Source organism: Cohaesibacter sp. CAU 1516 (genome assembly GCF_005771485.1).
Classification (GTDB): Bacteria; Pseudomonadota; Alphaproteobacteria; order Rhizobiales; family Cohaesibacteraceae; genus Cohaesibacter; species Cohaesibacter intestini.
In genome coordinates this window covers 302876-316000 of record NZ_VANT01000003.1, presented here as the reverse complement: position 1 = coordinate 316000, position 13125 = coordinate 302876, and the positions used below count along the sequence as shown (strand labels likewise).

Below are 13125 nucleotides of genomic sequence, written 5' to 3'. Positions count from 1 at the left end.
GCCCCGTTTCGTCATTTTCAGGCGGGCAACCCGACAATCGGGCCATCAGATACTGCACGCCGGGGATCAGGAAAGCTCCCCGACATTGCCCGTTTTGGCGACAATGCCGGGGAGGGGGAAGTCTGCCTGTGGTCAGGCAAATTCCTTGAAATTTTCAAGCGCCGCACGGTCGTAGCCGTGCGAGGCGGTCCAGAGCTGGCGGGTATAGTCGTGGGAGACATCGCCGCTGCGCAGCTGATCTTCGGATATTTCCTCGATGATCTCGCCCCTGTTCATCACCGCAATCTTGCTGCACAGATGCCCAACCACCGCCAGATCATGGCTGACCATGATATAGGTGAGGCCATGGGTCTTGCGCAGCGTCGACAACAGGTTGAGGATCTCGGCCTGCACCGACACATCGAGCGCACTGGTCGGCTCATCCAGCAGGATCACTTCCGGCTCCAGAATGAGCGCCCGGGCAATGGCCACACGCTGCCGCTGACCGCCGGACAATTGGTGCGGATAGCGGAAGCGGAATTCCGGCCCCAGCCCCACCTCATTGAGGATCTTGACGATCCGGGTGTCGTGATTGTCGAGCTTGTGAATGACCAACGGTTCGAGCAGGGTGTCATTCACGGTTCGGCGTGGATGCAGCGAGCCATAAGGGTCCTGGAATACCATCTGCATATGCTTGCGCGAGGCAAGAGAGCGCTTGGCTGTCAGCTCGTGCCCATCGATGCGGATGGAGCCGGTCCAGTGGGTATAAATGCCCACCATCGCCCGCAAAACGGTCGACTTGCCCGAACCGGACTCGCCGACAAGGCCGTAGCTGTCCCCTTCGGCGACATCAAGAGTGACGCCTTTGAGGGCCTGAATTTCATTCTTGCCCGAACCAAAGGAAATATTGAGATCACGAATGGAGATCATCATGCGTTGGACCCTCCGCTCAGGTCTTCGGTCATCCAGTTTGGATCGCGCTGCAGCACGGGCAGTTCCTCATGCTGGCCATCCATCTGTGGCAAACAGCTCAACAGGCCCTTGGTGTAGGGATGCTGGGCCTGATCGAGATGCTTGGCATCGAGAATTTCCATGATCCGGCCGCCATACATCACCAGCACCCGGTCACAGAAGCTGGAAACCAGATGCAGGTCGTGGCTGATCAGAACCAGCCCCATGCCGCGCTCGCGCACCATGTCGTCGAGCAAGGCCAGCACCTGCATCTGCACGGTGACATCCAGTGCCGAGGTCGGTTCGTCGGCAATCATCACTTCCGGATCTGTGATCAGCATCATGGCGATCATGATCCGCTGTCCCATGCCGCCGGAGACCTGATGCGGATAGAGGTTATAGACCTTTTCCGGCTCGCGGATTCGCACCGCCTCCAGCATGGCCAGCGCCCGCTTCTTGGCTTCGGCCTTGGAGATTTTCTCATGCTCGCGGCAGGATTCGGCGATTTGCGCCCCAACCGTCATCACCGGATTGAGTGAGTATTTCGGATCCTGCATGATCATCGAAATGCGCGAGCCACGAATGGCGCGCATGCTTTTCTCACTGGCCTGCATCAGATCGATGCCGTCAAACATCATCTCGCTGGCCTCGATTGACCCATTGCCTGCCGTCAGGCGCAACAGGGCACGGCCGGTCTGGGACTTGCCCGAGCCACTTTCCCCGACGATGCCAAGCCGTTCGCGCTTGAGGTCAAAGCTGACGCCGCGCACCGCATGAACCGGGCCCTTGGGGGTGGTGAAGCGCACATGCAGGTCCTTGACCGAAATCAGTGTCTCATCGCTTCGGTCCGTATCCTGCGGCGGTGTAGGGACTGCTTTCTTCATTGTTCCATCCATGATCAATGGCCTCCCGAACTGCGTGGATCGAGCACGTCACGCAGGCCGTCGCCAAGCAGGTTGAAGCCAAGGGAGACCACCAGAATGGCAATGCCGGGAATGGTTGGTACCCACCACTGGTCGAGCAGAAAGTCGCGCCCCGTAGCAATCATCGCCCCCCATTCCGCCAGCGGCGGCTGAGCGCCCAGCCCCAAAAAGCCAAGACCAGCGGCGGTCAAAATGATCCCCGCCATATCAAGGGTCAGGCGCACGATGGTCGAGCTGAGACACATTGGCATGATATGGGAAAAGAGAATGCGGATCTTCGAGGCACCCATGATCTCTGCGGCCATGATATATTCGCTCGAACGCACGGTCAGCGTCTCGGCCCGTGCCAGACGGGCATATGGCGACCATGTGGTCAAAGCGATGGCCAGCACGGCATTTTCCAGCCCCGGACCCAGCACGGCCACAAAGGCCAGCGCCAGAATGAGGCGTGGGAAGGCAAGGAAAATGTCGGTGATGCGCATGAGCACCTTGTCGACAATGCCTCCGAGCAGGCCCGCCGCGGTGCCAATGATCAGGCCGATTGGCATGACAATGATCGAGACAAGGAAAATGATATAAAGGGTGACGCGTGAGCCCCAGACGATGCGGTCAAACACATCGCGGCCCAACTCGTCGGTGCCAAACCAATGGGCGGCGCTGGCGGGCTGCAAACGGTTGGCGAGCTCCTGTTCATTGCCATCGGTGCCTGCAATCAGCGGCGCGAACAAAGCCACAAGGCAAAGGAAGCCAACGATGAACAGGCCGAGCATGGCAATCGGGTTGGTCTTGAAGCTGAGCCAGCCAATATAGGCGCGCTGGCAGCGGGCTTGAAAGGCGGTATCCGGGAAATCGGCGAGCAGCCAGGCACGCAATCCGGTATTTGGTTTGATGGCGCTATCAGTCATTATTTCGCCCTCGGATCAACGATGCGATACAGCATGTCGGAAATCATGTTGATGCCCACAAAGGACACACCAACCACCAGCGTGCCGCCAATCACCGCATTCATGTCGGCATTGAACAGGGAACTGGTGATATATTGCCCGATCCCCGGCCATGCAAAGACTGTCTCGGTTAGCACCGAGCCTTCGAGCAGGCTGGCATAGGTCAGGCCGATAATGGTGATCAACTGGACAAGGACGTTGCGGAAAGCGTGATGCCAGATCACGGCCCCTTCCTTGAGGCCCTTCACCCGGGCGGTCAGCACATATTCCTGATTGAGCTGGTCAAGCATGAAAGAGCGGGTCATGCGGGCAATATAGGCCAACGAATAGATAGCCAGCATCGAGGCGGGCAGGATGATATGGGAGACGGCATTCTGGAACACTTCCCACTCACCAGCAATTGCGGAATCGATCAAAATGATGCCGGTCACCGGATCGACAATGCCGTCATAGAAGAAGTCGATCCGCCCCGGACCTGCCACCCAGTCAAGCTTGGCATAGAAGATCAACAGCGAGACCATGCCGAGCCAGAAAACCGGGATCGAATGACCAAGAAGACCGATGATGCGAACAATATGGTCAACTATCGTGCCGTGCCGCACTGCGGCCATGACACCAGCAGGGACACCGATGATGATCCCCACCAAGGTGGCCAGCGTCGCCAGCTCCAACGTTGCCGGAAAGAAGCGTTTGATATCTTCGAGCACCGGCCGGGTGGTCATCACCGAATTGCCAAAATCCCCTTGCAGCATATTGGTGACAAAGATCACATATTGCTCCCAGATCGGCTTGTCGAGGCCGAGCTGGATATACATCGCTTCATAGACTTCCTTGGAAGCCCGGTCACCGACAATGGCCACCACCGGGTCATTGGGCATGATCCGGCCAATGATGAAGGTGACGGCAGTCAGGCCGATGAAAGTAAGAATGAGCATGGCGAGGCCGCTGCCGATCTTCTTCAAGGTGCGAAGAAGCGGCGCAAAATCTGGCCCGCTGCCCGGTGACTCGGTCGTCTGTGAGATGGAATTGTCTGTCATTCAGGAAATCCCGCAAATATCCCGTAAAGGACGCGCCATGTCGGTGAGTTGTCCCGCGCTTTAAGGGGGCTGATCTTGTTGGGGGCGCGCTGTCTGGTTTGACACAGTCCGGGCCCCAATCCGCCGCGATTGGTTGTGCCCGAACTGCAAGCATGAGGGGATGCGGTTGCATCACCCCTACCATTTTGGAAACCAAAAAGAAAAACGCCCCTCAACAGTAGGGAGAGGGGCGCATCAGCTTACTTGGTGACCGTCCAGTAGTAGGCCTGGTCAGAGGTCACGCCATTGACGAAGCCGTCGACGTTGGAACGTTGGCCGAAGGTGCCGATGGCCTGGAACATAATGGTGAATGGCGAATCTTCGCGCACCATTTTCTGCAGCTTGGCGTAGAGTTCTTCACGCTTGGCCGGATCGGACGCAGCCGCAGCTTCATTGGTCAACTCGGTCAGACCTTTTGCATCCCAGGCATTGCGCCAGGTCAGCTTGCCGGTCAGCTTGGCTTCGAAGCGATTGTCCGGGTTGTGGGCAAAGGCATCGGCGTTGGAATGCGGATCAGAATAGTCAGGACCCCAGCGGGCAATGATCAGCTCATGTTTGCGGGCGCGATATTTTGGCCACAGGGTCTTGCCGTCGGACAGGATAATCTCGGATTCGATGCCGATTTTGCCAAGAGCGGCCTGAACATTCTGCGCCACTTCCTTGAAAGGTGACTTGTTCAGGGTGTCGATCGTGATCTTGGTGCCTTCTTCCACGCCAGCTTCCGCGAGCAGGGCCTTGGCTTTGTCCAGATCGTAGCTGTAAGGGGCTTCGGTCGCCGCTGCCCACATGCCCGATGGCCAGAAATTCTGGTGGATCTTGTATTGGCCATCCAGAATCGAGCCAACCATGCCTTTATAATCGACGACATAATGCAGCGCATCGCGGACCTTTGGCTTGGACAGGATCGGATGTTCCATGTTGGTCGCGATATACATCAGATAGCCCTTCGGATAGGACTTTGCGGCCACATCCGCATTGCCTTCCAGCCCTTTGAGCTGATCCGAGGTCAGTTCCATTGCTGCATCCACATCGCCCTTTTCCAGCAGCAGACGCTGTGCAGAAGGCTCGGCCACGTGACGGATCACGACGCGCTTCATTGGTGGCTCGCCATAGCGGAACTTGTCAAACGCTTCGAGCATGACCAGCTCGTTGGCCTTCCAGCTTTTCAGCTTGTAAGCGCCAGAGCCTGCGGAATGGTCTTTCAGCCATGCATAGCCCATATCGCCATCAACCGCGTGGGCTTCCACTTCCTTCATGTCGACGATCGAAGCGACGGAAGAAGAGAGCAGGTTCAGCACCAGCGCAGGAGACATGTCTGCCAGCACATTGATTTCAACGGTGGTGTCGTCGATTGCCTTGACGGCTTCATCAACATTCTCCGCGGTCCAGCCGATCTGTTTGATGATGAAAGCCGGGGTCTTGTCGAGCTTGACCGCGCGGCCCAGCGAATAGGCAACGTCAGCAGCCGTAACCGGGTTGCCGGAATGGAAGGTCAGGCCAGACTTCAGCTTGACGGTGATTTTCTTGCCGTCTTCGGAAAACTCATAGGAGCCCGCGATGCCGCCAACCAGCTTGGTCAGATCGCCCGGTTCGAAGAAGAACAGACGCTCATAAATGTTGGCGATGATGCGACCGCCGGTAAACTCGAAGCTTTCTGCCGGATCAAGCGTGATGGCATCGGCGGTGTTGCGCGCAATCACAAAGGTGTCTTTGGGCGTCTCGGCTGAGGCCGGAGCCATCGGAATGGCGACGGATGCAGCCAGCGCAGCTGCCATGGACAGGCCTTTAAACGTCAATGGAAAATTCACGTTCAATCTCCCTCTAGGATAATCTGATCTCAACTCGCAAACCGTGGGCGATTTGCGATGGAAGAATGCCGCCCCCGCTTCATTGACCGAGCGGGGATCGCACATTCAGGTGACTCCAACAGCCTATATCCATTAACCGAAATCAACCAACAGGGTTGTTATGCAAATTTCGCATAATGTGATAGGCTGCCCATAATTTCCGCATACGGTCAAAGAGCATGCAATGGACACGAACTGGCTGACTGATTTCCTGGTTTTGAGCAAAACCGGCAGTTTTTCGCAGGCCGCTGAAGAGCGCCATATAACCCAATCCGCCTTCTCGCGCCGCATCAAGGCATTGGAAAACTGGCTTGGAACGGACCTGTTTGATCGCACCTCCTATCCGGTCAAACTGACGGCGGACGGTGCGGCCTTTCACAACACTGCTCAGAATATCCTGCGCGAATTGCAACTGAACCGGGTTGAGTTTCAACGCCGTAACGCAAGTGCTGCCCCGGATATCCGCATTGCGGCAGCGACCACGCTGGCCTTGAGTTTTGTTCCTGAATGGCTTCAGCAGATCAAGGTGGCCTGCGGCGACTTCTCCGTTTCCATCGACACCTATGATTTCGGTGAAATGATCGAAATGCTGGCGGATTGGAAAATGGATTTGGTGGTCTTGTTTCACCATCCACAGGTGCCGACCGTGCTCGACCCCCGTGAGTTCGAATTCATCACCCTCGGGAAAGATATTATGCATCTTTGTACTGCCCTGAACGAAAAGGGTGAGCCAGCCTATGACATCAACAATCCGCCCCGTGATGGACTGGAGTATGTCGGCTACGGCCTGACGGGATATTTTTCGCGCATTGAGGACCTGATTTTCTCACGCATGACAGCGCAGGATCCGAAATTTGTCTGCGCTGCCCAGAGCGGCACCTGCGAGTTCATGAAGAAACTGGCCATCTATGAGCAGAAGATGCTCTGGCTTCCCGCCTGCAGTGCCTATGACAGCGTTCGCAGTGGTGAAATCGCCTTGGCGGACAATCGCAAATATGACACCGAGCTCGATATCTGGGTCTGCAAGAAACGCGAGGTAAAATCGCCTCTCGTGCAGTCCATTTGGTCCCACTTGCAATCTGATCCCTGCACCGGACATCTGGAGCGTTTCAAACTGGCCTGACGGGCAATGCGAGCTTGTGCGAGCTTGGACGTGATGTGTTTGCAACGGCAGGCCAGGAAAGTGGCGTGGGCAACGGGTTTTGGTTGTGGATAGGGTGAATAAGGGGTAACCCTTAGCAGCAATCCCGCCAGACCCTGCGCCGCCCGATCCGAAGATGTGCGCTCAGACATTGACCCATTGATGCTCGCAACCTGTTCCAAATTGCGTCTGCTGAGTGTGCTGTTGCTGCTCAGTCTGTCGATGCCTCTGCTGCTTTCCAGCACCATTCTGGTTGTCTCCAAGGCGCCCGCAGTCCATGGCGACAGCATCATGACCGGTGTCAAGAATTTGCGGACCTTGGCCAACCAAGTAGCAGCGCCTGCCCCGTGCCGGAAATGTCCGAACGGGCAGGCTGACGGCCCCTTGCAATGCAACGGACCGATGTTGGCCATTCAGGTCGTCGTGTCGCATGTCACCGGCAGCGGCCTCAGACCCTTCCTTATCCCTTGGGACAAGACTGCCGCACGGCGTGACATCGCCCCGGACCCGCCACCCCCGCGCTTTGGGTGAGACCGAACGTCCGATCCATAAATCCGATGAAGAAGACCCATATTTTCGTGCCGCTGTCACGCTCGTTTCCAGCCGGAAGAGAGGTGTGGCGAGGGGTATGAATCTCCCGTGATGACTGACAAAAAGTCATCTCTCTGTTCGCGCTGCGCCGATTTTCCAAGGCAACTGGACGCATCCGGCAGAGGTCGGCATGGACTGCAACAAAGGTCCATGCGGCATAGATCAGGTAGAAACAATGACGAAAGACAATGAATTTCCAACGCCCAGCCGCCCGCTCCCAACGGGTTTGAGCCGTCGGCAGATGCTCCGCGCCACAGGTCTCATGTTGGCGAGCGCCACCCTTGCTGCCTGTGGGCCGCGCAAAGGCGCTGATGGGTTGAACCCGGCCACCCCTAGCCCCTATGCGACCATGTATGGCCCGTTGCCCAAGGAACGGTTTCCCCTTGATGCCATCAACCTTGGCAAGATCGACAAGCGTTTTCTGCGCCGAGAGGTGGCCTATCGCACCTCGGAGAAGGTCGGCACGCTGATCGTCGACACGCAGAATTACTATCTCTATCTGGTGCTCGAGAATGGGCGCGCCATGCGCTATGGCGTCGGACTGGGGCGGGCCGGGTTCGAATGGTCAGGACGTGCCATTGTTGCCCGCAAGGGGATCTGGCCCACCTGGACACCACCGGCAGAGATGATCAAACGTCAGCCTGAGCTGGAAAAATGGAGCTGGAAAAATGGCGGCATGCCTCCGGGGCCGGCCAATCCGCTCGGCGCGCGCGCCCTCTATATCTATCAGGATGGACGCGACACTCTCTATCGCCTGCATGGCACGGCTGAGGTCTGGTCGATTGGCAAGGCGGTGTCGTCCGGCTGCGTGCGGCTGCTCAATCACGACATCATCGATCTGCACAAGCGCGTGCCAAATCAGTCATCGATCGTGGTGATCTGACGCAGGAAACTCGTTGAGAATGAACCGTTACAATTGACTGGTCGGCACAGTGCTGCTGACCAGTTTGGCAATCTCGTCGAGTTTTTCGCTCTTGGTCAAGTCGGCGAAGGTTTCCAGAGAGTCGATCAGTTTGCGTCGCTCTTCTTCATTCAGGGCGAAATAGCGGCTGGAAAATTGTTCGCCAAGCGGCGAGGGGCTGTCAGCCAGAAGTGCCTCGCCCTGTTCGGTCAGACGAGAGACAACGACGCGGCGATTATTCTCCAGTCGTTGCCGCTCGATCAATCCTTTGGCGGTCAGCTTATCAAGGATGCCAAGCACCGTCGGTGGAGACAGATCCACCGCCTTGGCGATGGCGCTACCCGAAGGCGCACCAAGATCCCGTACACAGTGCAAGACAATCAGTTGTGGCAGTGTCAGGCCACTTTCCTTGTTCAGGTAGCGCGAATGGATATCCAGCGCCCGCGCGATTTTGCGGATGGACATCAAGATCAGTCTGATTTCTTCGTTCGGCGTCATGCATCAATTCCTCTGTCTTGAGGGATTAATGCCCGGAATCGGATCCGTCAAACAGAAATCGGCCAAAGAGCTGCTATGTCGCCGATAAAGAGCCTTATGCGGTCAGTTCTTCTCGCGCAGGCCGTAGCTCTCGAATTTTTTCAGCACCACATCGATTTCCGCATCCGGCAGACAAGGAGGCGTATCGGTGATCTGCAGAACTTCAAGATACATCCGTGCAAGGGTTTCCACTTCCACTGCCAGCCACATGGCCTGAGCCAGCGTCGCCCCCGTGGCGATCATGCCGTGATGGCGCATTAGAATGGCTTTGCGCTGGGCAATTCCCTCGCGCACCAATGTCGCCAGTTCAGGGGTGCCATAGGTGGCATAATCGATCACCGGAATGTCATAGCCGCCCCCGGCTGCCACCATATAGTGAATGGCCGGGATGGGGTGGTTGAGGATCCCCACGCAGGTCGAATGATGCGCGTGGTTATGCACCACGGCATTGGCGTCGGAGCGGGCTTCAAGACAGGCCAGATGGAAACGCCATTCGCTGGACGGGACCTGATTGTTGCCATAGGACCCGTCGGCGCGCACATGGACGATATCGTCCGGCGTCATCTGGTTGTAGGCAATGCCCGACGGAGTGATCAGCATGCCATCCTCGACGCGAATACTAATATTGCCGGCTGTCCCCTGATTGAGACCGCTGGCATTCATTTCAAGGCAGGCATCAATGATGCTCTGACGGATTTCTGTCGTGTCAGACATGGGAATGCTCCAAATTGGGGTTGACTGTTTGTGCCCGTTTTATCATGGGAACAGGGATTCGACAATAGCTGCAAGACTCTGTGTCATTTGGCCTCATATTCATGCAATTGGACGTAAATGGTAAAAATGACAGCAATTGTCCCGAGTTAAACGCATGCGACATAGAGCATCGCTCTTGTGGTTGGCGGAAATTTGTGACAGATTGATGACCGAATATGACCGTTTTGGAGAAGGGTATGCTGCCAGGCCGTTTGAAAGACATCGTCAATCGGGTGGATCACCTCGGATCAATCAGTGTGGCCGATTTGTCTGCACAGTTTGGTGTTGCGGTGGAAACCATTCGCCGTGACTTGCGCTTATTGGAAGAGCAGGGCTATTTGCGCCGCACCCATGGTGGGGCCTCCTCTTTGCTTGACAGTCATGATGTGCTGGCCTTTGGCTCCCGGCAATCCCTCAATTCCGACGCCAAGGAGGCGATGGCCCGTCACGCGCTGCCTTTCATCCATGAAGAGCAGACCCTGATGCTCGATCCCAGCTCCAGCTGCTGGTATCTCGCGCGTATGCTGCCTGACATGCCCCTGACGGTGATCACCAATTCCCTGCGCATTGTGTTTGATCTCGTCCACAAACCCAATATTCGGGTGATTGGTGTCGGTGGCCGATATTATGAGAAATATGGCGCCTTTCTGGGGACGATTACCGTCGACCACATCCATGAATTTCAGGCCGATCTGTGCTTTCATTCCTGCGCCGGTTTCATGGACGAGAGCGGCGCGTGGGATAGCAATGCTCTGAATGCCGGGGTCAAGCGGGCCATGCGGCGCAGCAGCCGTGACCATATAATGCTCTGCGACAAGAGCAAGGAAGAGCGCGGCGGTTTCATGCAGATCGCGAATGCAGAACGGATCCACTGCCGGATCAATGAAGACGGTGTCGTCGGTGCCATGCCACAAGGGTAATGGACACGTTGGCAGCATCGGGAGGATGTCACGGGAGGAGACTATGGGGGAAGAGGCTGTTCTGGTGCTGGATTGTGGCAGCACCAATGTGCGGGCCATTGCGGTGGGGCAAAGCGGCACGGTGCTGGCGCGGGCGGCGGAAAAGAATGTCACCATTGCCGATCCGCAGCATGAAAACTGGCATTACTGGCCGTTCGAGCAATTGTTCGACAAGTTGGTCACATGTGCCCGGCGGGTGGCCCAAGAGGTCGGGCCGGAGCGCATTCGGGCGGTCACAGTCACCACTTTTGGCGCAGATGGCACCTTTCTGGATGCCAAGGGAAGTTTGTTGCATCCGGTCATCAGTTGGAAATGCACCCGCACCCTTGAGGCACAGGAACATGTGTCAAACTACATTGATCCCGACCGCCTGATGACCCTGAGCGGGGTAGGGCGCTTCCCCTTCAACACCTTGAACAAATTTGTCTGGTTCCGCGAAAACCATCCCGATCTGCTCGCAAATGCCGAGCATTTCCTGTTCATGAGCTCGCTCTTCACCCATCGACTGACCGGACGATTGACCAACGATGCGACGATGGTCGGCACCGCTCAGATGACCGACCTGAAGGCGCAGGATTTCAGCGCCGAGATCCTTGATGCTGTCGGAGCACGACGCTCCCTGTTCCCCGAAACGGTCTTCCCTGGCGAGGTGATTGGTCCCCTGTTGCCAGAAATGGCGACCGCACTGGGATTGGAGGCGGGGATACCGGTGGTTTCGGCTGGTCATGACACGCAATTCGCCATCTTTGGTGCCGGTGCCAGCGCTGATCAGCCGGTCCTGTCGTCCGGCACATGGGAAATCCTGATGGCCCGCTGTGCGACGATCGATCTGCCGTCCGCTGACATTTTTCAGGATGCCTTCACCTGCGAATGGGACGTCAAGCGCGGTCATTATACGCCGGGTTATCAATATGTGGCATCCGCCGTTGTCGAATGGGTGGCGCGGGTCATGTATCCCGATCTGTCCGGCAGCGAGAAATATGACATCATGATCCGCGATGCCATGGCCGCGCCAGAAGACTGTCTCGGCATGACCTTTCATCCTGACATGTTGATCGGCAAGGGAGAGATGTCCAACCTGTCCCTTGATGTGGATCGCGGCATTCTGTTTCGTGCGGCGCTCAATGGCCTTGTCAAACGCCTCCAGACCGGGCTTGCCCTGCTTGAGCAGGTGGGACGGTTCAAGGCGTCGAAACTGACTCTGGTCGGTGGCGGCACCCGCAACCAGTTCTGGACGCAGCTCAAGGCCAACGCACTCGGCATCCCGATCTATGTGCTTGATGAGCCCGAAACCACGGTGCTTGGCGCTTCGATGTTCGCCATGCAGGGGGCGGGATTGCATGCCAGTGCGGAAGCGGCCCGAGAGGCTTATGCGTTGCAGGCCCATGTGACGATGCCGCAATAGATCTGCATCCTTCAGCGGCTGTGCGGTCCTTACTCGTCCAGACGATGCGGGGCCGCATCCATGGCTCTGTAAAGCTGCGGCTTGACCTCGATCAGGGTGCCCGGCGCTGAGCCCTCGTCCAGCAGCTGAAAGGCCTGATCAATCAGTTCTTTGTGCCGCTGACGGATCATGTGAACCGGAAAGCGCAACAGGCTGCCAAAAGGTTCATAGTCAAAACAGCCAAGGGAGCAGGCACGGATTTCCTCTTCGGGGATCGTGATCAGGAAGCGCAGGATGCCTTCAAAAACGGTCAGGGAGTTGATGAACAAAGCGCTCGGCAAGCCGCCCAGCCGCTCATAGAGCCGCTTGATTTCCAGCTCGGCATTGTCCAGCTCATAGCCACAGGCATTGATCTGATCCTTCCGGCAGTCCCCAAGGCGCTCGCTGACGATCCTGCAAAAACCTTCGATGCGCAGCGCCGTTGCTGGCAGATTGGCGTCGCCACCGATGAAATAGGGACGGTCCCGCTCCAACGCGCCGAGCGGAACCCGGCTACGAAGAATTTCGCGGGTCAGGGCACGGGCGCCGGCCGCATGATCCGTCACCACCGATGGCGCAAGCTTGCAGGGCTGGTCAATGAAAACGTGGCTGATATGGGCCTGCTGGCAATAATGGCTGATATCTTCGGGATTGGATGCGCCGACGACAAACAACGCGTCAATATTGTAGGAGGCGAGATTTTCAACTGTTGAGAGTTCTTCCTCGCGATCGCGGTCTGTGGAAACGATCACCGGGCATAGGCCATTTTGACGCACACGCAGGGAGAAGGACTCAGCCAGACTGGAGAAGAAGCGATTGTAGTCGGGCATCAGCAAGGCCACCAGACCGGAGCGGGCCGTGCGCAGGCCGCGGGCCTGAAGATTGGCCGAGTAGCCAAATTCGCGTGCAATCGCAATGATCCGTTCGGCCGTTTCCTGCCGGATTCTGCGGTTTTTCCAGGTGCCGTTGAGGGCTGCGCTGACTGTGGAAGGCGACGCTTCAGCCTTCTCGGCAATGTCATAAATCGTGCTTTTGGGCGTGCGTTTCATGGAGAGCGGATCGTCTTTCTAATTGAGCTGGTGATGAACATATTGACAGGT

At 57.0% G+C, this 13125-nt stretch carries 13 protein-coding genes; 5 read left to right on the top strand and 8 right to left on the bottom strand.

What is annotated here, in order from left to right; genetic code table 11:
- Nucleotides 1-132: 132 nt before the first annotated feature.
- The 5 genes from FDK21_RS11105 to FDK21_RS11085 all read right to left on the bottom strand — a co-directional run bounded on the left by FDK21_RS11105 (nucleotide 133) and on the right by FDK21_RS11085 (nucleotide 5681).
- A complete protein-coding gene (locus FDK21_RS11105) occupies nucleotides 133-912 on the bottom strand; it encodes an ABC transporter ATP-binding protein (RefSeq protein ID WP_114007783.1) in 780 nt (259 codons plus the stop codon).
- Complete coding sequence (locus FDK21_RS11100) at nucleotides 909-1814, bottom strand: ABC transporter ATP-binding protein (protein WP_138148550.1); 906 nt, start codon at nucleotides 1812-1814, stop codon at nucleotides 909-911. Before FDK21_RS11100 ends, FDK21_RS11105 begins: the two co-directional genes overlap by 4 nt.
- Nucleotides 1815-1828: 14 nt before the next feature.
- Entirely contained in the window at nucleotides 1829-2758 is a 930-nt protein-coding gene (locus FDK21_RS11095) for an ABC transporter permease (RefSeq protein WP_114007782.1), read from the bottom strand.
- On the bottom strand, nucleotides 2758-3834 hold the full coding sequence (locus tag FDK21_RS11090; RefSeq protein ID WP_138148549.1) for an ABC transporter permease: 1077 nt from the start codon (nucleotides 3832-3834) through the stop codon (nucleotides 2758-2760). Before FDK21_RS11090 ends, FDK21_RS11095 begins: the two co-directional genes overlap by 1 nt.
- Nucleotides 3835-4073: 239 nt before the next feature.
- Complete coding sequence (locus FDK21_RS11085; protein WP_171022038.1) at nucleotides 4074-5681, bottom strand: ABC transporter substrate-binding protein; 1608 nt, start codon at nucleotides 5679-5681, stop codon at nucleotides 4074-4076.
- A gap of 223 nt (nucleotides 5682-5904) precedes the next feature.
- Here FDK21_RS11085 and FDK21_RS11080 point away from each other — a divergent pair, with 223 nt between their 5' ends.
- The 3 genes from FDK21_RS11080 to FDK21_RS11070 all read left to right on the top strand — a co-directional run bounded on the left by FDK21_RS11080 (nucleotide 5905) and on the right by FDK21_RS11070 (nucleotide 8335).
- Entirely contained in the window at nucleotides 5905-6843 is a 939-nt protein-coding gene (locus FDK21_RS11080) for a LysR family transcriptional regulator (RefSeq protein ID WP_114007779.1), read from the top strand.
- A 180-nt stretch (nucleotides 6844-7023) separates the two neighbouring features.
- Nucleotides 7024-7392 (top strand): hypothetical protein, encoded by a 369-nt coding sequence (locus tag FDK21_RS11075; protein WP_138148547.1) that lies wholly within the window; start codon nucleotides 7024-7026, stop codon nucleotides 7390-7392.
- A 235-nt stretch (nucleotides 7393-7627) separates the two neighbouring features.
- Nucleotides 7628-8335, top strand: a complete 708-nt coding sequence (locus FDK21_RS11070) for a L,D-transpeptidase (protein ID WP_245418324.1) — start codon at nucleotides 7628-7630, stop codon at nucleotides 8333-8335.
- A 27-nt stretch (nucleotides 8336-8362) separates the two neighbouring features.
- Here the strand turns inward: FDK21_RS11070 and FDK21_RS11065 are convergent, their stop codons facing one another.
- Nucleotides 8363-8851: a MarR family transcriptional regulator gene (locus tag FDK21_RS11065; RefSeq protein ID WP_114007777.1), complete on the bottom strand. Its 489-nt coding sequence runs from the start codon at nucleotides 8849-8851 to the stop codon at nucleotides 8363-8365.
- Between the two features lie 102 nt (nucleotides 8852-8953).
- The gene (locus tag FDK21_RS11060; protein ID WP_138148546.1) at nucleotides 8954-9604 is read right to left on the bottom strand and encodes an L-fuculose-phosphate aldolase; all 651 of its coding nucleotides are present in this window, start codon (nucleotides 9602-9604) and stop codon (nucleotides 8954-8956) included.
- Nucleotides 9605-9840: 236 nt separating this feature from the next.
- On the opposite strand from FDK21_RS11060, the gene FDK21_RS11055 reads away from it, so the two are divergent.
- Nucleotides 9841-10563 (top strand): DeoR/GlpR family DNA-binding transcription regulator, encoded by a 723-nt coding sequence (locus tag FDK21_RS11055; RefSeq protein WP_171022037.1) that lies wholly within the window; start codon nucleotides 9841-9843, stop codon nucleotides 10561-10563.
- A 43-nt stretch (nucleotides 10564-10606) separates the two neighbouring features.
- Nucleotides 10607-12007 carry an L-fuculokinase gene (fucK, locus tag FDK21_RS11050; protein WP_138148544.1) on the top strand — a complete coding sequence of 467 codons (1401 nt, stop codon included), beginning with the start codon at nucleotides 10607-10609 and terminating at the stop codon, nucleotides 12005-12007.
- 29 nt (nucleotides 12008-12036) lie between these two features.
- On the opposite strand, the gene FDK21_RS11045 is transcribed toward fucK, so the two are convergent.
- Nucleotides 12037-13074: a LacI family DNA-binding transcriptional regulator gene (locus tag FDK21_RS11045; protein WP_138148543.1), complete on the bottom strand. Its 1038-nt coding sequence runs from the start codon at nucleotides 13072-13074 to the stop codon at nucleotides 12037-12039.
- Between the last annotated feature and the right edge of the window lie 51 nt (nucleotides 13075-13125).